General features: G+C 59.1%; 22 protein-coding genes and 1 riboswitch. Of the genes, 11 read left to right on the forward strand and 11 right to left on the reverse strand.

What is annotated here, in order from left to right; translation table 11 throughout:
* A partial coding sequence (locus HK22_RS02020; RefSeq protein ID WP_143412364.1) for an autotransporter domain-containing protein occupies window positions 1-1,786 on the forward strand: 1,786 nt, incomplete at its 5' end.
* Between the two features lie 160 nt (window positions 1,787-1,946).
* Here HK22_RS02020 and HK22_RS02025 read toward each other — a convergent pair.
* Together HK22_RS02025 and HK22_RS02030 are read right to left on the reverse strand one after the other, a co-directional pair.
* The gene (locus HK22_RS02025; RefSeq protein WP_158093530.1) at window positions 1,947-2,429 is read right to left on the reverse strand and encodes a DUF4440 domain-containing protein; all 483 of its coding nucleotides are present in this window, start codon (window positions 2,427-2,429) and stop codon (window positions 1,947-1,949) included.
* A 49-nt stretch (window positions 2,430-2,478) separates the two neighbouring features.
* The gene (locus HK22_RS02030; protein ID WP_086648173.1) at window positions 2,479-3,225 is read right to left on the reverse strand and encodes an SDR family oxidoreductase; all 747 of its coding nucleotides are present in this window, start codon (window positions 3,223-3,225) and stop codon (window positions 2,479-2,481) included.
* Between the two features lie 244 nt (window positions 3,226-3,469).
* On the opposite strand from HK22_RS02030, the gene HK22_RS02035 reads away from it, so the two are divergent.
* Complete coding sequence (locus tag HK22_RS02035; protein WP_062028520.1) at window positions 3,470-4,285, forward strand: DJ-1/PfpI family protein; 816 nt, start codon at window positions 3,470-3,472, stop codon at window positions 4,283-4,285.
* Between the two features lie 44 nt (window positions 4,286-4,329).
* Here the strand turns inward: HK22_RS02035 and HK22_RS02040 are convergent, their stop codons facing one another.
* Entirely contained in the window at window positions 4,330-5,706 is a 1,377-nt protein-coding gene (locus HK22_RS02040) for a carotenoid oxygenase family protein (protein WP_086648174.1), read from the reverse strand.
* Window positions 5,707-5,782: 76 nt separating this feature from the next.
* Here HK22_RS02040 and HK22_RS02045 point away from each other — a divergent pair, with 76 nt between their 5' ends.
* Window positions 5,783-6,358 carry a TetR/AcrR family transcriptional regulator gene (locus HK22_RS02045; RefSeq protein ID WP_198945460.1) on the forward strand — a complete coding sequence of 192 codons (576 nt, stop codon included), beginning with the start codon at window positions 5,783-5,785 and terminating at the stop codon, window positions 6,356-6,358.
* Window positions 6,359-6,378: 20 nt separating this feature from the next.
* Here HK22_RS02045 and HK22_RS02050 read toward each other — a convergent pair whose 3' ends face one another.
* Window positions 6,379-7,326, reverse strand: coding sequence for a GlxA family transcriptional regulator (locus tag HK22_RS02050; RefSeq protein WP_086648176.1), 948 nt, complete (start codon window positions 7,324-7,326; stop codon window positions 6,379-6,381).
* A gap of 27 nt (window positions 7,327-7,353) precedes the next feature.
* Entirely contained in the window at window positions 7,354-8,886 is a 1,533-nt protein-coding gene (locus tag HK22_RS02055; protein ID WP_086648177.1) for an FAD-dependent oxidoreductase, read from the reverse strand.
* A gap of 67 nt (window positions 8,887-8,953) precedes the next feature.
* Between HK22_RS02055 and HK22_RS02060 the strand changes: the two genes are divergently transcribed.
* The gene (locus tag HK22_RS02060; protein WP_062109337.1) at window positions 8,954-9,406 is read left to right on the forward strand and encodes a MarR family winged helix-turn-helix transcriptional regulator; all 453 of its coding nucleotides are present in this window, start codon (window positions 8,954-8,956) and stop codon (window positions 9,404-9,406) included.
* A gap of 5 nt (window positions 9,407-9,411) precedes the next feature.
* Here the strand turns inward: HK22_RS02060 and HK22_RS02065 are convergent, their stop codons facing one another.
* The 5 genes from HK22_RS02065 to HK22_RS02085 all read right to left on the reverse strand — a co-directional run bounded on the left by HK22_RS02065 (window position 9,412) and on the right by HK22_RS02085 (window position 15,940).
* Window positions 9,412-10,233, reverse strand: coding sequence for a hypothetical protein (locus HK22_RS02065; protein ID WP_086648178.1), 822 nt, complete (start codon window positions 10,231-10,233; stop codon window positions 9,412-9,414).
* A gap of 4 nt (window positions 10,234-10,237) precedes the next feature.
* Entirely contained in the window at window positions 10,238-13,093 is a 2,856-nt protein-coding gene (locus tag HK22_RS02070; RefSeq protein ID WP_062109332.1) for a TonB-dependent receptor, read from the reverse strand.
* A 234-nt stretch (window positions 13,094-13,327) separates the two neighbouring features.
* On the reverse strand, window positions 13,328-14,266 hold the full coding sequence (locus HK22_RS02075; RefSeq protein WP_158093531.1) for a DUF4880 domain-containing protein: 939 nt from the start codon (window positions 14,264-14,266) through the stop codon (window positions 13,328-13,330).
* Window positions 14,263-14,829 carry an RNA polymerase sigma factor gene (locus tag HK22_RS02080; protein ID WP_062028498.1) on the reverse strand — a complete coding sequence of 189 codons (567 nt, stop codon included), beginning with the start codon at window positions 14,827-14,829 and terminating at the stop codon, window positions 14,263-14,265. Before HK22_RS02080 ends, HK22_RS02075 begins: the two co-directional genes overlap by 4 nt.
* A 67-nt stretch (window positions 14,830-14,896) precedes the next feature.
* Complete coding sequence (locus HK22_RS02085; protein ID WP_198945461.1) at window positions 14,897-15,940, reverse strand: hypothetical protein; 1,044 nt, start codon at window positions 15,938-15,940, stop codon at window positions 14,897-14,899.
* A 198-nt stretch (window positions 15,941-16,138) separates the two neighbouring features.
* A riboswitch (TPP riboswitch) is annotated at window positions 16,139-16,272 on the forward strand.
* 112 nt (window positions 16,273-16,384) lie between these two features.
* Here HK22_RS02085 and thiC point away from each other — a divergent pair.
* From thiC to thiD, 7 genes are read left to right on the forward strand one after another with little or no spacing between them, the layout of a single operon-like run.
* The gene (gene thiC / locus HK22_RS02090) at window positions 16,385-18,178 is read left to right on the forward strand and encodes a phosphomethylpyrimidine synthase ThiC (protein WP_077802141.1); all 1,794 of its coding nucleotides are present in this window, start codon (window positions 16,385-16,387) and stop codon (window positions 18,176-18,178) included.
* On the forward strand, window positions 18,175-19,113 hold the full coding sequence (locus tag HK22_RS02095; RefSeq protein WP_086648180.1) for an FAD-dependent oxidoreductase: 939 nt from the start codon (window positions 18,175-18,177) through the stop codon (window positions 19,111-19,113). Before thiC ends, HK22_RS02095 begins: the two co-directional genes overlap by 4 nt.
* Entirely contained in the window at window positions 19,103-19,300 is a 198-nt protein-coding gene (gene thiS / locus HK22_RS02100; RefSeq protein ID WP_062109322.1) for a sulfur carrier protein ThiS, read from the forward strand. The genes HK22_RS02095 and thiS overlap by 11 nt, the downstream gene beginning before the upstream one ends.
* A gap of 1 nt (window position 19,301) precedes the next feature.
* The gene (locus HK22_RS02105; protein WP_086648181.1) at window positions 19,302-20,060 is read left to right on the forward strand and encodes a thiazole synthase; all 759 of its coding nucleotides are present in this window, start codon (window positions 19,302-19,304) and stop codon (window positions 20,058-20,060) included.
* Window positions 20,060-20,671: a thiamine phosphate synthase gene (locus HK22_RS02110; protein WP_086648182.1), complete on the forward strand. Its 612-nt coding sequence runs from the start codon at window positions 20,060-20,062 to the stop codon at window positions 20,669-20,671. Before HK22_RS02105 ends, HK22_RS02110 begins: the two co-directional genes overlap by 1 nt.
* Window positions 20,668-21,630, forward strand: a complete 963-nt coding sequence (locus HK22_RS02115) for a HesA/MoeB/ThiF family protein (protein WP_233142331.1) — start codon at window positions 20,668-20,670, stop codon at window positions 21,628-21,630. Before HK22_RS02110 ends, HK22_RS02115 begins: the two co-directional genes overlap by 4 nt.
* Window positions 21,627-22,361, forward strand: a complete 735-nt coding sequence (gene thiD, locus HK22_RS02120; protein WP_086648184.1) for a bifunctional hydroxymethylpyrimidine kinase/phosphomethylpyrimidine kinase — start codon at window positions 21,627-21,629, stop codon at window positions 22,359-22,361. The genes HK22_RS02115 and thiD overlap by 4 nt, the downstream gene beginning before the upstream one ends.
* Window positions 22,362-22,369: 8 nt before the next feature.
* On the opposite strand, the gene HK22_RS02125 is transcribed toward thiD, so the two are convergent.
* Window positions 22,370-23,815: a glycosyltransferase family 2 protein gene (locus HK22_RS02125; protein WP_158093532.1), complete on the reverse strand. Its 1,446-nt coding sequence runs from the start codon at window positions 23,813-23,815 to the stop codon at window positions 22,370-22,372.
* Window positions 23,816-23,880 lie beyond the last annotated feature (65 nt).

Here is a 23,880-nt window from a genome sequence, read left to right on the forward strand (position 1 = left end):
TCAGGCGGGCGATGGCACGCTGAACAATGCGGTGTCTGGCGCGGGTGCGTTCGCCAAGCTGGGTTCGGGGGCGCTGGTTTATAGTGGTGACGCCTCGGCGTTGACCGGGACGACGGATGTCGGGCAGGGGAATCTGTCGGTCTTGGGAAATCTTGGCAGTTCCGCCGTGACGGTTGCCAGCGGAGCCTCCGTGACGGGAACGGGTGTGATTGGGAGTGCGGACGTATTCGGGACGTTCGCGCCCGGGCAGACGGCTTCCACACGGTTTGGTACGTTGCACGTCAATGGCAATGTCACCATGGAAACCGGTTCCACCTTTGCGGCGAATGTCGGGGCCAGCCAAAACGCCAGTCAGGCCAGCCTTTCCGGTGTACTGACGATTCGGCCGGATGCGACGCTGGTGGTGACGGCGCTGCCGGGGGCGGATCTCAGGACAGGTCAGTCCTATACGCTCATTCAGGCATCGGGTGGTGTGAATGGAACATTTGCCCATTATGACCAGAGCGGCCTCGTCCAGACCCATTCGCTGATCCAGATTGCCGAGCCGACCTATTCCGCATCGAACGCGGTGCAGATTACCTTGCAGCGGAATACAGCCCTGAGCTTTGGTTATGGTGCTTCGACCCGCAACCAGATGATGGCGGGATACGGGCTGGACGGGATTGCTGATGTCAATCAGGCAGGCGCCCTGACCAGTTTGGTCGCGGGGCTGGAGGACCAGCAGCGTTATCGTGCGCTTGATGTCCTGTCGGGTGAGATTCATGCCAGTGCCCGGACTGCGATGGTCAATGACAGTTTTTATATTCGCAATGCCGCGTTGAACCGGCTGGATTGTGTGGATGATGATCTGCGACAGCAGATTTCCGGCGCAAAGAGCGCGCATACGAATATCTGCGACGCCGCACCCGTACGCGGTCTGAGCACCTGGGGCAGCGTTTACGGGGCCATGGGGCACAATGCGTCTTCCGCAGGGACTGTCGGATTGAATGACAATTCCGTCGGCTGGATCATGGGGGCAGATACCATGGTTGGAGAATGGCGTGTGGGCGGGCTTCTGGCTTACGGGCGCAGCATGTTCTCCGATGGGGGCGACCGCAGTTCCGGCGGGCATTCCAACAATGTTACACTGGGCGCTTATGGCGGGACCGCGTGGCGTGTGGGGGGGCTGACGCAGGATGCGCGGGTTACGCTGAAGCTGGGGGCGGATTATACTTGGAATGTTCTGAATGTCCGCCGTGACATCCGTATTCCAGGATATGCCGCCCATGTCAGTAGTAACGCGCTGGGCGGCACCGGGCAGCTTTATGGAGAGACCGGTTATCGTTTTGCCATTCAGGCTGCGGGTACACCGGTGGAATTCGAGCCTTTCGTGCGGATGGCTTACGTCAACTACAATTCTGAAAACGTGCGCGAGCATGGCGGTGTGGCGGCGCTGCGGATCAAGGGAATGGATCAGAGCATTGGTTATTCCGCTTTCGGCATGAAGATGGCAACGCGTCTGGATGTTGCCGGCGTAACAGTGGCGCCGCATGTTAGCGCCGCCTATCGTCGGGCCTTTGGCATGACGGACATGACAGCGCGGGAAAGCTTCCGTTTGGCCCCGCAGGCTCAGGGTTATGGGATGGATGTGGCCGGGGTGCCGCTTTCGATCAATACTGCCGTGGTCCAGACTGGTCTGACTGCCAGACTGGCGGATCGTCTGAATGTTTCGGTGGATTATGTCGGGCAGTACGGGGGGCGCATGACCACGAGTGGTGGTAGCGGAAAAATCACCTATAACTGGTGAAATGGGGTTAGAGGCCCAGGGCGGAAAGCTGATGCTGGTAGGATTCTCGGTCTGGTCGCAGGGCATCCGGATTATTGGCGATAGAAAATGTCTGATCTGCTGTGCTGCGCTATGAATAGGCATGACGCCGCGAGCACAGCAGGTTCCGCGCCGGATTATATTATGGTTTTTCGGGACTGGTGGGAGCGTTGTCAGACCACATATCCCGATGGATCTTCCATTTTCCATCCTGCTTGAGCAGGACAATTGTTTGTTTTCCGCGCTCAATAACCTGACCTCTGGTATCGAGCATTCTGATCTGAGAGAGGCTGATGGCGGAGTTTTCACCGCCATAAATCTCGTAGTGATCGAATGTGGCGCCCCCGACGAGATCCGGACGCAGGGTCTTCTCGAAATAGGCGAGGATTGCAGCACGACCGGAAACCGGATCGTCATTGGGCGGTAGCAGCCTGGCATCATCGGTGTAGAGACGTGAAATCGCCTTGAGGTCTCCTTTGGCGAGGTCAGTAGCAAACTGTTCGGTCACAGCTTTTACGGCAGCCGCATCAGGCGATTGCGTACTGGCTGCCAGGGCAGGGGTACAGTGCAGGGCGAAGGCTATGGAGGCACCCAGAAAAGAGGCGAGCGGCTTTGTAAATGTCATGATGGTTGTCCCGGTGTTAAATATGCGTGGAAGCTGTTGGATCTGTGGTTCAAAGCTGCGAACAACCGCCATCGACGACCAGTTCTGTTCCGATAACGTATCGGGATTCGTCGCTTGCGAGATACAGGACGGCGGCGGCAATTTCCTCGGCCCGGCCCATTCGCCCCAGAGGGACGCTCGCAGCGAACTGTGCTTTGAAGTTTTCTACTTCGGCTTCAGAAAGGCCGATTTTGTTCAGAAGCGGCGTTTCAATACCGCCGGGTGCGACCGCGTTGACACGAATTTTGTGGTTGAGCAGTTCATAGGACCAGCTCCGCGCGAATGATCGGACTGCCGCTTTGGCGGCGGCGACCAGAGACAGGCCATGTTTGCCGGTCTGGTCGATGAAGGACGTCGTCAGAATAACGGAGGCTCCTTCACGCAGCACGGGCAGCGCCGCCTGCATTGTGAATACGGCGCCTTTGACGCTGACATCCATGATGTCGTTGTATTGACGTTCATCAATCGACTGTAATGGTGTCGGAATGACATAGCCGGCATTTACAAACAGGATGTCGAGGCCGCCAAATGATTTGCGGACCTCGTCCGCAACGGATTTCATGGCGTCGACAGACCGGACGTCAGCAGCAAGAACGAGGGCTTCGCCGCCCAGTTCTGCATGCACATCCGCAAACCGGGTTTCGTCACGGCCGGTCACGGCAACGCGGGTACCTTCTGCGATAAACCGCTTTGCGGTCGCAAGGCCGATACCGCTCGTACCGCCCGTGATGAGGGCGGTTTTTCCCGAAAGTCTCATATCAGATCCCCATATTAGAAAAACGTGACAGGCGTTCCGGACGCGATCATCGTTCCCGTTGATCCTAGCGAAATGCGACATGACCTAAAGGACGTATTTCCCTTATTTTAAGACATATGACGCCGTATGTTTCAGATGGCGTAAAACAAGGGAAATAGGTCCTTTTGGAAATTCTGATGTGCGATTACGTCTCAGAACCGTCCAGCAACCAGCCCTGTAGGGCCGGAGAGATGAGGAGACGGAAATGTCTGGAATTATTGGCGAGACGATCTCGGAAGAGTTGAGTGAGGACGGGCGTGCGCGTCGGCGCATGATGCTCATGGGCGGCGCTGCGATTGCCGCCACGGCGGCAACGCGCCTTTTGCCGGAAAGCGTACGGGCGGCTGTGCCGGGTACAGCCGAAAAGCCTATCGATTTTCTGTTCGCGATTTATCCGAACGGGACGCTTCTCGATTTTGCGGGTCCCAATGAAATCCTTTCGCGCATTCCCAATACGAAAATTCGTTTTGCCAGTCCTGAGGGCGGTTTCGTCACGCTGGAAAAAGGGATTGTTTTCGGGCCGACGGAAAAACTTTCCGATATCGACAAGGTCGATGTCATTTGCGTGCCTGGTGCCCTGAATCTTTCGGCCATGATGAAGCCCGAGATGCTGGGGCACGTCCGGCGTCTGTCCGAGACTGCGAGATATGTGACCTCTGTCTGCACCGGCTCGATCATCCTTGCGGCTTCAGGCGTCCTGAAGGGACAGCGGAGTGCCTGTCATTGGGCGTTTCTGAACGTGCTCAAGGAGTATGGGGCCATTCCGGATCCTGCGCGTATCGTGAAAGACGGCCGCTTCATGAGCGGCGGCGGGGTGACGGCTGGCATTGATTTCGGTCTGGCGATCGCGGCTGAACTCCGTGGGGCACAGGCTGCGCAGGAAGTGCAGCTTCTTGTCCAGTATGATCCGCAGCCACCGTTTCATGCTGGAAACCCTGCGGAGGCGCCCCCAGAAATTCGTGACGTCGTGTATAAAAAACTTCCGGGGTCTCAGGACGGTTTGATGCGTCCGGTTCTTTAGTCTGTAGAGAGCTGGTACGCACCCAAAAATGGTGCGTACCGGTTTCAGGCCGGAGGTGATTCAGGGATGTCGTCGGCAATCCATTCTCCATGGAAACCAAACGGCACACGAACCGGCAGGTGTATTGTAGCGACGGGTTCACCTGCGAAATCCTGCGCGTCCAGAATCACGACATCGCTCAGATTTCGGGCTGCATCATACACGTAAGACATGATCCAGCCTTCATCTTCGGCAAGGGCATCTGGCTTGCGCACGAAGATGGGCTCCAGTGTCATGCGGTCGGGGCCGTAATGATGTATTTCCGTGGTTCCCCGCAGCATGTCGTGTTTCATGGCCGGGCCAAAGCGCACGTCGCGGCCCCAGTGGGCTGTATAGCCGAAGCGATAGGACTGACCGCCGAACCGGTTATTGATCCGTGGAAATTCAGTGCCGTGATCGTCAAGGAGCGTTTCGCTCAACTGTCCGGAGCGGCGGTCGAGCGTCCAGCGGACGAGGGTGGGCGCTCCTTCGTTCGGGCCGTTGTGATCCCGGTCGAACATGCGGGGATGGCGAACAAGGTCAATGAGGGTCAGGTCGCCATCGTCATAGGCATTCACGAAATGGAAGACGAAGCAGCGTGGGGCTTCGAACCATTGAAGGGCGGTAACGTCTCCGTCGCGTGGCAACAGTCCGATCTGCGCATCCCGGCGCGCGTCCCAAAGCCAGGGAAATTTCGCTTCCGAGCGTTCGGGCTGAAACGTGACGGGCAGATCCGGTATGACGATGAACGATGCGGTAAATGCCATATCGTGGATCAGTGGAATATGGGGCAGGTTGATCCGCGCTTTTGTCGTGGCACGCCCGTTCTGATCGAGCGAAATATAACGAACGGGCTGTCCGGGTTCATACGTCAGGGCGTGATGTTCACCGGTCAGGGGATCAAACTTTGGATGGCCGGTAAAGCCGGCTTCAAGCGTGCCATTGAAATCCGCACGTGCAACGCTTTCCAGTTCGTAGGTCAGTTCGACGGGCAGGCTGCCGGCTTCGACAACGGCGTATAGTTTTCCACCGACGCTGATGACGTTCGTGTTTACGCTGCCATCGCGCAGACCGGCCCCAGGCCCTCCGAGCGGTGGATATTTCAGAGTAGCGACCACGGCTGCGTCCCGGACATAACGGCTGCGATACCACTCCGCCCTGCCGTCCCGCAGGCGCAGGCCGTGCGCCATTCCCGAGCCTGAAAACCAGTGGTAACGTGTGGGATCCGGGGTGCCGGCGGGGTTAGGACCGATGCGAAGCAGGCGACCGTTCAGTGCTTCGGGAATACGACCGGTCACTTCCAGATCGAAAGCGGTCGTTTCAACTTCGATCGGTTTGAAATTCCTGGCGAGATAGGGCGCGCCTGAGTGCGTGGAGGCATGGGATTTCGGGATCAGGGTCATGACGATGTCCTATGTGATAGTTCATCACATCATCATTTGTTGATCCGGTGTCAACTTAAATGTTATGGGTCATCACATGAAGCAAGGCGCAGGCATACAATCCTCCGGTTCTCGCAGGACCTATCATCATGGTGATTTGCGGAAAGTGTTGCTCGATGCCGCCCGGGCGGAAATTGCCGCTCATGGGGCGCAGGGGCTTTCCATGGCATCGCTGGCACGCAGGGCTGGCGTGGCGCAGTCGGCGCCGTATCGCCATTTCAGTGACCGTGAAGACCTTCTCGCCGCCGTTGCGACGGATGGGTTCGAACGGTTCGCCGAGGCTCTTCTCAAAGCCGCATCGGACGGTGCGGAAGAGACGGCGCTGAAACGGATGGCCATGGCCTACCTTGTGTTCGGGGAAGGGAATGTGGAGCTTTATCGCCTGATGTTCGCATCGGGTCTGGTTCCCGGGGCTGCACCCGACAGCGCTCTCAAACGTGCAGCGACCGCAAGTTTTCAGCCGCTGCTGGAGCGCGTTACGGCTTCGGACCCGGAGGCTTCGCATCTTTCGGCACATGTCAGGTGGGGGCAGTTGCATGGGCTGGTCATGCTGAAGGCCGACGGGTTCATTCATGATCCGCCAGAGGCATTGCTGGGCGTCCTCTCTATTTGAGAGCATGCCCTTGTCATCACTCAGAGGGCACTGTCCTGACGGCCCGCGCGCCGGATCGCCTGTGGCGGATGACCGTGCAGCTTGACGAAGGCGCGGCGCATGCGTTCCGGATCGGAAAAACCAACGGCTTTTGCGATCTGTTCGATCGGTTCCGACCCGCTTTGCAGGCGGCCACAGGCTGCTTCCACGCGCAGACGTTCAACCGCTCTGGCCGGTGTCTCGCCGGTCTGGCTGCGAAATGCGCGCCCGAACTGCCGGACGCTTAACCGGGCCGCTTCGGCCAGACGTTCGATCGGCAGGGGCTCGACCAGATGGTCGCGCGCGAATGCCAGCGCCATGCGGATCCGGTCTGATTCCGGTTCCATCCGGGACATGGCCGAAAACTGTGACTGCCCTCCGGATCGGCGATAAGGGACGACAAGTTCACGTGCGACGTTGCGTGCAATTTCGATGCCGTGGTCGGTTTCGATGAGGGCCAGCGCCAGGTCAATCCCTGCGGAAATCCCCGCAGATGTCCAGACATTGTGGTCCGAGATGAAGATACGGTCGGCCTCAACCCTGATCTGGGGATAGCGCTGTTGCAGTTCTGGTGCGAGGCGCCAGTGGGTCGTTGCACGGCGACCGTCGAGCAACCCGGTTTCTGCGAGGAGGAATGCACCGGTACACACACTCGCAATACGGCCAGTGTTTGCCGTGAGATTTTTTGCGGCTGCGATGACGCCGGGGTTTTGGAAAGCCTCGATGTCTCCGCCGATGAACAGAACCGTGTCGAAAACCGTGCTGAGGATGGGTTGGGTGTCGATGGGCACCCCCGAGCTCCCGACGACGATGCCGCCGGGTTCGGAGATGACCGTCAGCCGGTAGGCCCCACCCTCAATGAGGGTGTTGGCCTCTTCGAAAGCCCCCACAGGGCCTGCGAGATCGAGAATCCGGTGGTTCGGGCAGACAAAAAATCCGATGTGATGCATAGGCCTTATTTAAGGGAAAAATGTAATTCAGGCCATGTGTTTCTTTTCAGGAGCGGAGGGAGAAGGCGCAGACGCGGGGATTGCCACCTCGCGGTAGTGCGAAAGCGTTTCTTTCAGTCCTTCGCTGGAAGAAAATGCTGCAATATAGCCGTCTGGTCGGATCAGGACCCACTCGTTGCCGTCGAGGCCATAGGCCTCGGCAATGAAGCCGTTATCGTCCACAACATCTCCTCCGTCGCCGACGGTTATGATGCGAAGGCCAGAGCTGGCGGCTGGACGGTTCTGAACATTTTGTCCCATCAAAATCCATTCGGGGCCCTGAAAGAGGGTGAACAGTCGGGTCTGCTGACCGTCTGGAGTGCGGCATGGTGCATCTGGCGCGCGATCGCCGGCCTTGATCCGCGCCGTTTCAGCCCGCTCGGACTGCGACAGGGAAGATGCGCGATAGCCAAGGTCCATCTGCCGGACTTCACGATTGCGGCGCATCCTGCCGTCTCGTGCCTCGCCCAGCATGCGAGTCGAGAGATCCAGCATGTCGCTGGCGATCGGCCGCCGTTCCTCTTCATAAGTCTCGAGCAGGGCGTCCGGTGCGCCTTTGAGGACAGCAGCCAGTTTCCAGCCGAGGTTATAGGCGTCCTGAACACTGGTATTGAGCCCCTGGCCACCGGTAGGCGGATGAATATGGGCAGCATCACCTGCCAGGAAAACGCGTCCGACACGATAGCGGTCTGCCAGCCGGGAACTCATGGAATAAACTGATGACCATACGACCGATTGCACGACAATATCGTCACGGTCACTGCGATCCCTGAGGAGGCTTGTCAGGCCCTGAGCGGAGAGGTCCACTTCTCCTTCCAGAGGTACAGGCGCCTGGATCTGGAACAGTTCGGTGCCGACGAGCGGGCAGACCATGATCTGGGTTGCGGCAGTTCCAAGCTGGAAGCGATGCCAGGCGAGCCGATCCAGTCCGGTGAGGTCCACATCGGCAACAAGCGCGCGGACGCCCAGGGACTGGCCGGGGAAACCGATCCCGAGCGCATTCCTGACGAAACTGCGTCCGCCGTCGGTTCCGATGAGGTATCGCGCCCGCAGAGTGTGCGATCCCGTTGCATCCTGAATGCGGGCTGAGACGCCATCTGCGTCCTGCTTAAAGCCTGTCAGTTGGCAGTCGAAACGGGGCTGTTGCCCCAGTTCTGCAAGGCGTTCGCGCAGGACCGCTTCCGTGCGGAACTGCGCGACCATGAGGGGATGTGCATAAGGTTCTGCCGGGCTGGGAGTTGTCCTGTCCTCGCTCAGGGACGTTTTCTCACGGCTTCCATCCGCACGATAGACGAGGAGTGGGGGGTATGGGCCGCCCGCCTTCATAAGCCTGTCGAGAAGGCCGAGATCCTCGAAGATTTCCAGTGACCGCGGTTGAAGGCCTTTTCCCCGCGAGCCACCGAAGGGCTGCGCGTTCTGCTCGATCAGGATGGAGTCAATTCCATGTCGTGCGAGGTCGATAGCCAGGGTCAGGCCTGCTGCTCCTGCGCCGCATATCAGAACGTCCGTATCAAAAGCCATTGGCTTCTCCAGTAAACAGCGTGTAATATGCACATATCACCATTAAATTGGATAAAGCAATAATTACGTGAAAAATACACACGACTCCAAGATCCTGCAGGAATTGCACAGCGCGCTCATCGACCTTGTCGACGAAATCAACCGTCCGCGCCGGGATGATCGACTGATCGAAGAAGCGGGGCTCCCGCTTGATCGGGCATTGTTTCCGCTCCTCGCCCGTGTCGGCAGATATGGACCGATTGGCGTGGTGGAACTTGCGGACCGGACGGGTCGAGATCACACGACAGTGAGCCGCCAGATGGCGAAGCTGGAGTCCCTTGGGCTGATTGAACGTCAGCCTTCGATAAAGGACAGGCGTGTCCGCGAGGCCGTGGTCAGCACGCGCGGGAGAGAGATGATTGCAGTGCTGAACCGGGCGCGCGAACGGCTGGCCAATCGCATCCTCGCGTCATGGACGGATGATGACCTCGACCAGCTGGGAAAATTGTTGCGACGCTTTGCGGACGATCTGATGCGCTGAAGCGTTTATGGTGTCGGAAGGCTGCTTTCGACCAGGGTCATTTTCTGCCGGTCGATGGTCCACAGGTGATGGCTGGAGATAACGTCCCAGTCGAAGGCCTGTCCGCGGGTGGGCAAATCATATGTGCCGACATGGAGGAGGCGCCCGCCAGCAGCTGGAAGGGCGAGAACATAAAGGCTGGGGGCGTCATGTCCGGAGACATAGAGGCGGCCATCCTGACCCCAGTGTCCGCCCGATGCGCTGTGATGGCCGAAGCTGTTGAGGACGTCTTCGGGAAACAGCCACTGCTCCTGTGTGACGAAATGCGGATCCATCCGCACAAGCAGTGTGGAGCGGTGGTCACGGGGAGCTTCGCCGCCATCGCCGTCATAATTTGCGAAACATGCCCACCAGCTTCCGTCATGCCAGTCGATCCAGGTGAGCGATCCGCGTCCGGGGCCGAAACTGTGGCTGCGGAGGTGACGCATGGTCTTCGTGTCGAACCACTCGACAGAACTCCACATCGGAACATTGGGATAGTTCGACATCGCGCAGACCAGTTCGGTCCCCTGCGTTTCGCAGCTGTTGATATGGATGAAAACCCTGCGATCACCCGACCATAAGCCTACACGCTGGCCTGTTCTTCGGTCGTATTTGCCGATTGTGCTGTTTTCGATGGCGTAGAGAAACCGGGGATCGTTGGCGACACCCTGCGTGGCTTCCCGTGCCGGCACGGTGCGCAGAATCTTTGCCGCACCCAGCATGGGGGCTGCCTCCTGAGCGAGGGCTGGGGCACTGACGGACGCGGTGAGGAGGAGGGCGAAAAATGACGGAACAAGCGTTTTCATGAGATCAGAAATCCGGCTGGAAGCGGAGGCCGAACCAGACGCTGCGTCCGGCGGGATGACGGTCCTGGATCAGGTTTTCACGCGGCCCCATCCGGGTTTCGTAACCTTCCCCCGTCAGGTTCTGGACCTGACCGGTGGCGGAAAGCCATTTGTAGAAACGGTAGCTGACCTGAAGGTCGAGCTGTCCGCGCTCCTGAAGCCACATGTCCTGCCAGCTTGCCGTGCCGGACGTGGAATAGAGGGACTTTCCGATCCGGTTATAGGCGACGCGCGCCTCGAGATGTTTGTCGGCATAAAACAGTGAGGCGTTATAGATGTGTGACGGCTGGTTCGAGAGACCGTGTACCCTGCGCTGCGAGCCGTCGTCCATGGTTTCCTCGTAGAACCCCTGAAGGAAGGTCGCGTTGAAGGAAATACCGAAATTCTTCAGAATTCCGGGCAGGAAGCCGAAGCGTTGACGCATGAACTGCATTTCGACGCCACGCATGCCCGCACCGGAGGCGTTGAGGGGTTCGGAGACGACTGCAGCGTAAGTGCTCCCGTCCATCACGACATTGCCGTATGATGTGCGTGTATAGATTTCGTCGTGAATGTCTTTGTAGAAGATCCCGACCGTTACGAGGGTGTCCTTCTGCGGATACCATTCATAGGACAGGTCGTAATTCCAGGAATGACGGGGTTTGAGGTTCGGGTTGCCCTGGGAAATATTGACGGTCGCGCCGTCGAATGTGGTGCTTGTCGCGGCGCCGTAGTCTCCGTAGTTGGGGCGACCGACCGTCTCGGTGAATGCCGCGCGCAGCTTCATTGTGGGGCTGACGTTGAATGAGGCCAGAACCGAGGGGAGGAGATAATCGTAACCCGCTCCTCGCGTTTCGAACTGGTAATCGGTGACGCCGGAATTTGTTACGCCATTGAAATTGCCGATGTCGGCGCGTGTGTGATCCCAGCGGAAGCCGCCCTGAAGCGAAACGTAGCGGTTGTGCCAGCCGGTCTGGAAGTATGCGGCAGTGATGGATTCCTGAAGGTGGTAGTAGGCTGGTTTGGTCGTTGACGTTGTGTTGGTGGTTTTGAAAAGAGATTTGTTGTTCAGGAGCTTGTTGAGGGCTTCCTGATAATTGAAGATGGGAAATTTCAGCCCCGGAGCGGATTCCAGCGTCAGGACCTTGCTCGCGAGTACCTCGTTCATGTTCCCGATTTCAGCGGCGGTTATGGCATCTTTAGGGATCCACTGGGTGTAGGTTTCACTGTTGTCCACATGTGTCATCGTCTGGGTGACGCCGGCATTCAGCCAGAAACCATGCCCGACGTCCCATCGCCAGTCGCCCCTCAGAAACCGTACGTCATTCTTGACGTGGAAGCCGTAAAACCGCCAGTAGCGCGGGTTGTAGTTGTTGGCGTCATTGGCCGCGGAGAGGTCGTTCAGGGCAATGACCGGAGCGCCGTTGTTGATGGAATAATTATATCCGTAGGCAGACTGGTATGTTGTCTTGTTCGTGTTTTCGTTCATTCCGGTGTTGTATTTGATCATGGTGCGGTAGCTGTCGTCCCAGGCGATGGAGTCTGACGCGAGGAAATTCAGGTGCATCCGGTCGTTGATGTCGTAATGGATCTTGCCGTTGACGAACCATGTCCGCTGCGTCTCGGGCTGTTGTGTGATTCCGAACTGATACTGGCCAGTCGTGACGGAACCGGTGTCGGGGGTTGCGCCCTGCGTCCATGTGCCTGAGGGCATCGAAAGCGCTTCGTTGCGCGTTTCCTGATCGAGTGTGTGGAAGTAGCCGCCAAAAACCGACAGATCGAAGCGGCTGGACGGTCGATACTGGAACTTCCCGGTCAGGCTGTAGCGCCGATAGGCGTCATCAAAAGCGTAATCCTGCGAACGCACGGGAACAGCGTTGCCTTTTGCAGCCTGTGCGTCCGTGTTGGTAGGGGAGCCCACGGATGTTCCCGAGGTGCTGTAATAGTTCCAGCCGTCACCTGTCGTATCGCCCGGCAAAATCGCGTGCGAGGCGGAATGAAGTTCCTGATAGTTGCCGGAAAGGACGAAGCCGAATTCCTTGTTCTTGCCGAATACGCGCGTCAGGGCGCCGTCGACGCGCCAGTTTTCGTGCATCGGCTGGACGACACTCCCGGCAAGATTGTTCCATCCGCCGAGAAGCTGCGTATCGAAACTGTTGCCGTAATCGAATGCGCTTTTCGTCACCATGTTGACCTGACCGCCGATCCCCTGCGGATCGTTATAGGCGTCCACAGTTTTGAGAACCTGGAGTTCGCCCAGCATGGACGATGGGATGAGGTCCAGCCGTGCGCCGCGATAGGTATTGTTGGCGCTGGCAAGCTGGGCACCATCAATGGTGATGAGATTGTAGGAATTGTCGAGGCCGCGGATCGTGATGTTTTCGATATTGTTGTCCGACCGGTTGTCGTCCGTGCTCGGCATGACCGAAATGCCCACGATGCGCCGGGCCGCCTCGACGACGCTCAGATCGGGCACCGTGCGCATCTGGGCCGCGCTGAGCGTATCGACGATCTGCGAAGCGTAGCGCTTGGTCGAGGTGTTGTCCCGCTTTCCTGTGACATTCACGTTCTCGCTGACGGTTGCATCCCGCCCAAGGCGGCGGGCAGAGGCTGTTTTGACGCCGGAAGCTGCGGCTGTCTTGCGAAGACCGATGACAATCAGTCGGTCATGCGTGGAAATTACTTCAAGTCCGGTTCCGGCCAGAAGTTTCTCCAGAGCGGTTTGACTGTCCATGCTGCCCTGAACGGCATTTCCGGTGATGGACTGGCGCACGGGATCGGCCAGAATGATCTGCATATTGGCCTGCCGACCATAGGCAATGATCGCGCGGGAAATCGGCATGCGTCCGATGTTGAATGCAGTCGATTGCGCAAAGGCCCTGTGGGGTACGAAACCGCTGGCGAGGCAGGTTGTCGAGAAGGCAAGAGCAGAAAGAAATCGTGTATGATGGATAAAGCGAGACACAGCAGGTTCGATCCCCGTTCGGCTACGTTCGCTTCAAAGATGTAAAAGATCGAAAAATCCGCCGTTGTGTTTGTGTGAAGCTTTTATGGCGTCACGAACTCATGGTTCCGGTCATGAAATTGCAATGTTTTCTTTGGAAATACTGAGGCGGACACCAAATATTTCCCTGAGAACGCGGGCGAAACCGAGAGGGTCGTCCAGCATGAAGATACCGCTGATTTTCCGGTGCGCGCAGGCAGATCCGGTCAGGATAATCTTTCTGGCATTGTAACGGTTCAGTTCGGAGATGGCCTCTACGACATCCACGGACTGGAATTCGAGTTTGCCCTGACTCCAGGCGACAGCGCGCTCCATGTCGTCGTCGCAGAGGGTTGTAACCGTAATGGAACGGGGGGTGGTCTGGATCCAGTCCCGTGCATGGAGATGGCGCTCCATCCGTTCCTGCGCGCAGTGGCTCAGGGCGTGACCCTGCAGCACGAGGGCATCGCTGTCGGTTCCGGCTGCATGAGCAATCAGTTTGCTGGAAGGCTGCAAGGCGATGAAAAGCCCGTTCATGTTGATCGGGAGGGACACGCGGCGTGCTGCCAGACTCATGCGCCCTGTGAGCAGGTCGAACGCAGGGCGGCCGGTATTGCGGCGAATGCGCAGGATCGTCCCCTGATCGAGAACGATCTCGCCGCATTCCGGCTGGGTGACGTGCATCAGCCCGGAGGCCGCGTGGAAAATCTCCGAGGCATCTGCGGAGCGATGCGGGATCAGGCATGCCCCTGCGATCCCGGCCGCTACGGCCGTACGGATAAGCGCGCGCCTTGAAAGAGCGCGGGGCGGGACGGGAGCGCGAAGCGGCATGCCCTGAAGCGCGGCCATGCGGCCTGCTGACATCCAGAGGCTCTGCGCACGCACGAAGGCTCCGCGATGGCGCACGTCTTCTGCGAGCCAGCGCTGGAGGGCTGCGGCATCGGAAACATTCAGAGGGGCGTTGTCGAGGCGTGCGACCCAATCGAAGGCGACCGCGTCAATCGAGCCTATGCTCGCGTCATCATGGCTCAAAGGAGGGTCGTAACCTTCTTCATCGGGGCGGGGCGCGTTTTCGGGGGTGTCGGCCGGTCGTCGCAGAATAGTCGGCTCAGTGCGCGCAGACCACGGGCGACCTGTTTTTCGACAATATTTTCCGAAATGCCGAGCCGTTCGGAAACCTGACGTTGTGAAAGTCCTTCCAGTTTCCTCAGCAGAAGGACCTGACGACAACGTTCGGGGAGATCCTGCATCATGTGATGAAGCCGTTCGAGTTCCTGCCGGGCTTCGATCGTCCGGTGAGGACATGAGGCATCGTCCGCGATGCCGTGGACGTCGAATTCCGCCAGCGCCGTAATGGAGACAACCTTCGCCCGGCGGTACTGCTGGAGGACGATATTCCGGGCGATCCGGAAGAAATAGGCTCTGGGCGTTTGTATTGCTGCGACTTCGACATCGAGCAGAATGGCGTAGCACTCCTGAATGACGTCGTCGGTGTCGATATCACGAAAACCGCGCAGCCAGCGGCGTACGTCCGGTTCGTGAGGCAGGATCTGCTGCGAAATCCAGACGATCCGGTCATTGCAATGGAAATCCAAGGCTGACACAGCTCCAAAAAATGACGTCATGACAGACTGGCGATGCCTGCCCCGAACCGGGCCGGTTTCAGCCAGCCGGAGGGGGACGGACGGACGGAGGAAGAGAGGGGGAGCGCGCGGCGGGTACTGTCCCTGAAGCGGAATCATATCCGGGGCTTTCCGGGTCTGCCGGGTCGGGCTGCGCTGACGTCTCGGGCGGCAGGGCGCTCTCCCGCCATGCCCGATAGACAAGGTCGCGCAGCATGGCCGCCGCCGCTGCGGTGCGCTCGTAAACCAGGTGACGCGCAGCCTTGTTCTGCGGGTCTTTGAGGGCGCCGGACTGGTCGAGAGCGTAGACCGTTTCGACATCCCGGTGTGACTGCGCGAGATAGGCAAGAACGAGGTCGAAGACGTCGCCACTCTGATGCCCGAGTGGTGCGAGGTGCTGTTGCACGTCCCGTTCGGTCAGGTTGATCATTTCGACATAATCGGACTCGAAACGGCCATGGACATTATGGTCTCGGGTATAATGATGCGGGTTGGGGCCAACCCAGCCGTCATGATGGATCGTGACATGCAGGGGTTGCGATCCGTCGGCGACGTAATGCCCCATCCAGGCCACTATGAAGGCGGTATCGGTCTGAAGGGCCGATGGATCATGTCCGGCAGCCTGCGCTTCGCGGATCGCGCGCATATCCGCGACGAGGTGTTCGTATCCTTCGACCACGGCGTAAGGCAGTGTACCGGCCCAGCGGACGTTCATGCGTTTTGCTTCGGGCGAGCCGAGGGCTTCGAGGCGTTCATGTTCGCGGTACAGCGCAAGAATAAAGGCGACGCGCGAGCGGGGGATCGTTTTCAGAAAAGCGGACTGTTCGCGAAACCAGCCATGATTGGGGTCTTCGGCCATCTTTGAAAACGGCTCGCTCGCAGCCCGCCAGCTATCCGGAACGCTGGCCGAATCCGCGATCAGCGAGACCTGTTTTTTGAGGTAAGTCGGTCCGTCATCCGGAAGGGCGTTGATTGCGGTGCTGTCGATGAGGGAATGCGCTCTCTCCCCCCAGGCATAGGCCTTCAGCGGAACGCAGGCACACGCGCCCAGAACAGCAGACCATAAGAGCTTGTGTGAAAGCACGGCAGGGCGATCCGATCGGACGTTTTGCGAAATGACCTTGTAGGGAGCGTTTGGCTCTGTGTGTGTGACGGTTTGATGATCGTTCTTCTGCGTCTGCAACACATGTCCGGGGTCTCGCGTGATGAAGCGTTCGTCATTGGATCAAGGAAATGTGTGCTCCATTCTGCACTTGATCTTCGGACGCTTCTCCAGCACTGTCGCGCCTGTCAGGGGAGTCCCGCCCAGGGGACTGAGAGGCCAATTGGTGACGTCGGGAAACCGGCGCCACGGTGAGGCGACCCTTTGAACCTGACCCAGTTGATGCTGGCGTAGGAAGACCGGAGGGCGTGTCCCTCTCGGGCCGATCTGGCCTTTTCCGTGTCCGTTATTGGGCACTGGGGGCGGCGGCTCCCTTTCTGCCTCACGTTTCTTGGGTCTTTTCGAGTGCGCTTGAGGAGACACCACATGAACGCTTCCATTCCCGCTATTACGACCGGCCCTCTGCCGGCCTCCAGCAAGATCCATGTCCGTGGCATGCATCATGACATCGCGGTGCCGCTGCGGCAGATTGCGGTTTCGGGTGAATGTCCGCTGAATGTCTATGACAGTTCAGGCCCCTATACCGATCCCTCCGTCAGCATCGACATCGCAAAGGGCCTGTCGGACAGCCGGGGAAACTGGCTTCGCGATCGTGGGGACGTGGAAGAGTATGAAGGGCGGACGATCACGGCAGCTGATAACGGTTTTGCACAGGGTGACCGGCTGACACCGAGCTTTCCGCAGCAGCGTCGTCCCCTGCGGGCTGTTGGAGATCGCGCCGTAACACAGATGGCCTATGCCCGTGCGGGGATCATCACGCCGGAAATGGAATTCGTCGCCATCCGCGAGAATATCGGCCGGACGGAAGCCCTGAAAGAAGCGCGCGACGGCGAGGATTTCGGAGCCAGCATTCCGGATTTCGTGACGCCGGAATTCGTGCGGCAGGAAATTGCCTCGGGTCGCGCCATTATTCCCGCCAATATCAATCACCGCGAACTCGAACCGATGATTATTGGCCGTAACTTCCTTGTGAAGATCAATGCCAATATCGGCAACTCGGCCGTGACGTCTTCGATGGAAGAAGAAGTCGAGAAAATGGTGTGGTCCATCCGCTGGGGCGCGGATACGGTCATGGATCTCTCGACAGGCCGCAATATTCACAACATCCGCGACTGGATCATTCGCAACGCGCCCGTGCCGATCGGGACGGTTCCGCTCTATCAGGCGCTGGAGAAGGTTGGCGGAATTGCGGAAGACCTGACATGGGAAATCTTCCGCGATACGCTGATCGAACAGGCGGAGCAGGGGGTGGATTATTTCACCATCCATGCCGGTGTCCGCCTGCACATGATCCCGCTGACGGCGCGTCGCGTGACGGGCATTGTCTCCCGTGGTGGCTCCATCATGGCAAAATGGTGCCTGCATCATCATCGCGAGAGCTTCCTGTACGAACATTTTGATGAAATCTGCGACATCTGCCGCCGTTATGACGTGTCGTTTTCGCTGGGAGACGGACTGCGCCCCGGTTCGATTGCGGATGCCAATGACGCCGCGCAGTTCGCGGAGCTGGAAACCCTTGGGGAGCTGACGAAAATTGCCTGGGCGAAGGACTGTCAGGTCATGATCGAAGGGCCGGGGCATGTGCCGATGCACAAGATCAAGGCCAACATGGACAAGCAGCTTGAGCACTGCCACGAGGCACCGTTCTATACGCTTGGCCCGCTGACGACCGATATTGCGCCGGGTTACGACCACATCACCTCCGCCATTGGTGCGGCCATGATCGGCTGGTTTGGCACGGCGATGCTCTGTTATGTGACGCCCAAGGAACATCTGGGCCTGCCGGACCGCAATGACGTCAAAACCGGTGTCATCACCTACAAGCTTGCAGCGCATGCGGCGGATTTGGCGAAGGGGCATCCGGGCGCGCAGATGCGTGACGATGCGCTGTCCCGCGCGCGGTTCGAGTTCCGGTGGGAAGACCAGTTCAATCTGGGTCTGGACCCCGATACGGCGCGGTCCATGCATGACGAGACCCTCCCGAAAGAAGCGCACAAGGTCTCGCATTTCTGCTCGATGTGCGGGCCGAAATTCTGTTCGATGAAGATCTCCCATGACATCCGGGCAGAAGCGGAAAAACAGGCTGGAATGGAAGAAATGGCCGGGAAATTCCGGGAAGGCGGGGCGCTTTATGTTCCCGTGACGGAACCGGCGGAATGATCCATTCCGTCCTGGGGGAGGGGGTTGCGGCGCTGTGTTGCGCCACGGCCCTTTCCGACCGGGGTCTTGACGTGGAAGTCATCGTCCCGGAGGGCAGTCCAGAGGCGGCGTCACGGTTTGCGGGGGGAATGCTGGCCCCGTTCTGCGAGGGAGAAAGCGCGCCCGACCTGATCGTGGCGCAGGGGCAGGCGGCGGTGAACTGGTGGGCGGCCCATGTTCCGGATGTCACAAAGCGTGGCACGCTTGTCGTCGCCCCGCCGCGTGATGGTGCCGAACTGGATCGTTTTGCGCGTGCCACGCAGCAGCACGACTGGGTCGTCCCCGGCGATCTGGAGCCGGATCTGGAGGGGCGATTTGCGCGCGGACTGTTTTTCCCGACCGAAGCGCATCTGGACCCGCGCAAAGCGCTTGCCAGTCTGCGCGACAGCCTGCTGGCGAAAGGCGTGACCTTCCGTTCCGGGACGCCGTGCGGTCATGTCGTGGACTGCCGGGGACTGACGTCGCGGGACAGTCTCGCCGATCTGCGCGGCGTGCGGGGGGAAATGCTGATCGTGCATGCCCCGGACGTGTCGCTGACGCGGCCGGTCCGGCTGCTGCATCCGCGCTTTCCCTGTTACGTCGTGCCAAGGGATGGGGATCGGTACATGATCGGGGCGACCATGGTGGAAAGCGCCCGGCCCGGCCCGGTGACCGCGCGAGCGGCGATGGAACTGCTTTCGGCGGCCTACACGCTTCATCCGGGCTTTGCCGAGGCTGAAATCCTTGAACTGGGCGCGGGACTGCGTCCGTCCTTTCCGGACAATATTCCGGCCGTGCGCCATGTCGGGGGACGGAGTTACGTCAACGGGATGTACCGCCACGGTTTCCTGATGGCGCCCGTCTGCGCCGAGCGGCTGGCGGCAGAACTTGCGGAGATTTATACCCATGCGGATTGATCTGAACGGCGAGATCGTCAGGACACAGGCCCGGACGCTGGCCGACCTGCTGATCGAACAGGGTTTTGAAGCCCCCTGCGTGGCTACGGCCCTGAATGGCGATTTCATTGCCCGCTCCATGCGTGACGCAACCCGTCTGGACGAAGGCATGAAGGTCGAAGTTTTGTCTCCGATGCAGGGAGGCTGACATGTTTTATGGCGTTGATCTGACGTCGCGGCTGATGCTCGGGACGGCCCAGTATCCGTCGCCCGCGGTTCTGCTGGAGGCGATCGAGGCGTCCGGCGCGGAGATCATCACGGTTTCGCTGCGGCGGGAGGGCGCTGCGGGTGCGGCGTTCCGGAACATCCTGTCCGAAAGCCGATGCCGCCTGCTGCCCAATACGGCGGGGTGTCATACGGCCCGCGAAGCCGTCACCACGGCCCGCATGGCGCGCGAAGTGTTCGGAACATCGTGGATCAAACTGGAAGTCATCGGCCATGCCGACACGCTCCAGCCGGACCCGTTCGCACTCGTCGAAGCCGCGCGTGTGTTGTGTGCGGAGGGGTTCGAGGTGTTTCCCTACACGACCGAAGACCTGATCGTGGGGGAAAAACTTCTGGAAGCCGGATGCAAGGTGCTGATGCCGTGGGGCGCGCCCATCGGATCGGGGCAGGGGCTGCGCAATCCTGAAGGTCTGCGGACCATGCGGGCGCATTTCGCCGGGATTCCGCTGGTTGTGGATGCCGGGATCGGAGCGCCCAGTCAGGCGGCGCAGGCCATGGAGATGGGGCTGGACGCCATTCTGCTCAATACGGCGGTGGCCAAGGCCGTGGACCCGGCGACCATGGCGCGGGCATTCGGTCGCGCGATTCAGGCGGGGCGGGAAGCGTTCGAGGCCGGGCTGATGCCCAGACGGGACATGGCCTGCGCCTCGACACCCGTTTTCGGTCTGGCGGAGCTGGCGTGATGACAGTGCTTGATCCGTTTTATCTTCTGGTGGGCGATGTGTCGTTTCTGGAAACGCTGCTGCCCTGTGGCGTGCGTCTGGTTCAGCTTCGGCTGAAGGACATGACAGAGGCGGAACTGCGCCGTCAGATCCGTCATGCGCGGACGCTGTGCGCGACACATGGCGCGCAGCTTGTCATCAATGATTACTGGCGTCTTGCGCTGGAACTGGGATGCGATTTCGTCCATCTCGGGCAGGAAGACATGGAGACTGCTGATTTTGACGCTCTGCGGCGTGCGGGGATCCGGTTCGGACTGTCCACCCACGACCCGGCGGAACTCGAACGGGCCCTGTCTTATGAGCCGGCCTATGTCGCACTCGGCCCCGTCTATCCGACGCTTCTGAAGAAAATGAAATGGGGGCCGCAGGGGCTGGAGCGCGTCCGGGACTGGAAAACCCGCGCCGGGAAGACGCCGCTTGTCGCCATCGGCGGCCTTACGCCGGAGCGCCTTGAAGGAGTGTTCGCGGCGGGTGCGGACAGTGCGGCCGTTGTGACGGACATCCAGCAGGCGGAAGACCCGGTAGAGCGCTGTCGGGAATGGGTCGCCGCGACGCAGGCCTACAGACGATGAGCCGTTATGTGCGGCAGACCGGGCTTTTCCCGCAGGGGGAGGCTGACCAGAAGCGCCTTTTGAAAGCCCATGTTCTGGTTGTGGGCGCGGGTGGTCTGGGCGCGACTGTTCTGCCTGCGCTTGCCGGAGCCGGATGCGGGCGGATCACGGTGGTCGATCATGACCGTGTGGACGAGAGCAACCTGCATCGTCAGACGCTCTTTCGCATGGACGATATTGGCCGCTTCAAGGCCGCTTGCGTGGCCGACCGGCTGTCGGATCTGAATCCGGACTGTCAGATCGTGCCTGTGGCGGAGCGTCTGGAGCCGACACTGGCGCGGAGCCTCCTGACGGATGTGTCCGTTGTCGTGGATGCGGCGGACAGCGTGGCCGTCACCTATCTGCTGTCCGATCTGTGTGTGGAAGCGGGTCTTCCCCTCGTGAGTGCTTCGGTGCTTGGACGGTCGGGATATGCGGGTGGGTTCTGTGGTACGGCACCGGATTACCGGGCTGTTTTCCCGGATCTTCCCGCCATTCTGCCGAATTGCGCGGAAGCCGGTGTGATGGGGCCTGTTGTTGCGGCGCTCGGGGCCATACAGGCGCAGATGGTGCTCTCCGTTCTGCTTCAGATGCAGCCCTCTCCGCTGGGGCAGATCATGACGCTGGATCTGGAACGCTGGAGAAGTTCGTCCTTCCGGTTTGATGCTGCGGTTTCCTCCGAAGGCGATGGCCCCTTCATTCTCGGACTTGAGGAGATTCGCGCGGACGACCGCGTTTTCGATCTGCGGGGGCTGGAGGAACAGGGACCGCCCTCCGTGTCCTGGGCCGTTCGCGGGCCGATTGAGCACCCGGAAACGCTGGCGAAGGGGACGGGCAGGACCGTTTTCGTCTGTGCCAGTGGTCTGCGGGCTTGGCGGGCCGCTAAACGCTTTTCCACACAGGCGGGTGGTCCTGCCTTCATTGCAACGACGGGACGATGAAGCGCCCTGTTCTTCTGATCGGCGGGATGGATTCCAGCGGAGGGGCTGGTCTTGCGCGGGATCTGCTGTCCGTTCAGGCGTCCGGACAGACCGCACGCCTCGCTGTCACTGCTGTTACGGCCCAGACGGATCGTCGCGTTCTGGCGGTAGAGCCCGTCGCGCCCGCTCTTTTGGCCCCGCAGATTGAAGCGGCGCTGGAAACGGGGATCGGTGCCGTCAAGATCGGGGCCATGTTCAATGCGCCTCTGATCCGTGTTGTTGCAGCGCTTCTGCCAGATGTGCCGGTGGTGCTGGACCCGGTGCTCTGTTCAAGCTCCGGTCATGCGCTGCTGGATCCGGAGGGCGTACAGGCTATGATCGCGCTGCTTCTGCCCCGAACCACTGTCCTGACTCCCAACCTGCCGGAACTGGCGGCGCTGGCGGCTGCCCTGGGGATGGATCCGGCCTCGGAGCGTGAGGCGGTTGTGGATGTGCTGCTGTCCCGGGGCTGTCGGAGTGTTCTGCTGAAAGGCGGGCATGAGCTGCCGTCGTCGGTTTCTGAGGATATCCTGTACGCGGCAGGCTCTTGTCCCTTGGCCTTCCGCTCACCCCGCTTTTCCTTCGAGCTGAGGGGAACGGGCTGTCAGCTCGCCAGTGGTCTGGCAGCCGGACTGGCCAGAGGACAAGATGTGCCCGAGGCCATCAGGGCTGCGCGTTGTGGAGTTGAGGCGCGTTTCCGCAACGCCGGGTGAGCGTCTTTTCAAAGGATGGCCCTGATCTGCTGTCCGAATAAATTCCTGAGATTCTCCATTTCCGCACGGTTCAGATTGGCGAATTTCAGGATGAATTCCTCATATGAAAACGATCCTCCGGAATTGAGGATATAATAAACCATGTCGGCTTCAGAATATTCATTTTCGCCGTGGAATGTCGTGTCTGATACTTTTTCCGAAAAATGGAATTTTTTCTGATCCTCGGCACTGTCCGTCGTGAATTCCAGTCTGCTGCCCTCGGACGGAGACGTCAGATATTTCCCGGTTTTTGGAGATTTTATGAAGATGGAGGCATCCGTCGCGTTTGATTCGAACTCAAGGTCGTAACAATATGTATGACAGGAAGAATTTTTGATGTGAAAATGGATATTTGAAGACACAAGAGAGGGATCTCTGAAAATCCAGATCCTGTTACCGGCATACGGGATTGCGGCCAGAACCTGTTCGCTCCCTTCTCCCTGACTGAGATATCCATCAATTCTGTCGACGGAAAGATCGTCACCCCGAAAGTTCTTCAGGTGGAAGAATTCTGTTTTTCTGGTGGGCAATACGGGGTTTCTTCCCCGCTCCAGAGAGTTTCCCCGGACGAGGAAATCATGCATGGACGCATGAAAGACGGCCTTCTTGATATTGGCACAGACGGCATTGGCCGCAGTCACCCGGTCCGGATCCTGGGGGGCATGATTGTCGTTGCGATCAAAATGGGACCAGTAATCAGTGCCCTGTGCTGTCTCGGGGTCGGGGCGGTTTCTGAACCATTCGACAAAATGTTCCCGCGATCGGCAGATATAGTGGTTGATTCTGGCTTTTTCCCAGACAACCGCTTTCGTTTCTTCAGACGTCCATTCAACGGGCCGTCCCAGAGCATCCACGTAATTGCCGTAGGACAGGCCGAACCTGTGAGACGATCTGACGGCAGGATCGACGGCCTCGGGTCTTACGAAGCTTTTGACGAGGGTGTTGTCCTCGAAATCGGCTTTGGATCTGTAGGTGAAGGCCTGATAGGTAGGGACCCTGTCCTTCAGAATTTTCTCTGAACTTCCGTATATGCACCAGTTCAGGGCAATGGCGGTATCGGTCTCGCTGAAGTTGCCCAGAAAAGCATTGATGTCATCAGAGCCATCAATGCTGACATATTCATCGCTATCGAGCATGGTGATCCAGTCGTAGCGGCCTCTGGCTTTTCCGATGGCGTCAAAATAGCTGTTCTGTTTTCTGTCGTGGTAAGAACCGGGGATCGCAGATGTCCTGAAGACTTCGACGCCATAAATTTCGGCGCAGGATTTTGCTATGTCAAAAGTGCCGTCTGAGGACTGATCATCATAGACGAAAATCCTGTCGAACCCCAAAGAGATGTGCCAGGACAACCATGCGATGATGTCATGGGCTTCGTCTTTTATAAAGAGTACTACTGCGGATGTTTCTTTTTTCACGACGAATACCCTGTGTACTGTTGGTGCTGACATCAATTCGGTTCAGACTATATCCTGAAAAACAA

Origin of the sequence: Gluconobacter sp. DsW_056, from assembly GCF_002153595.1 — a bacterium.
GTDB classification, from domain to species: Bacteria; Pseudomonadota; Alphaproteobacteria; order Acetobacterales; family Acetobacteraceae; genus Gluconobacter; species Gluconobacter albidus.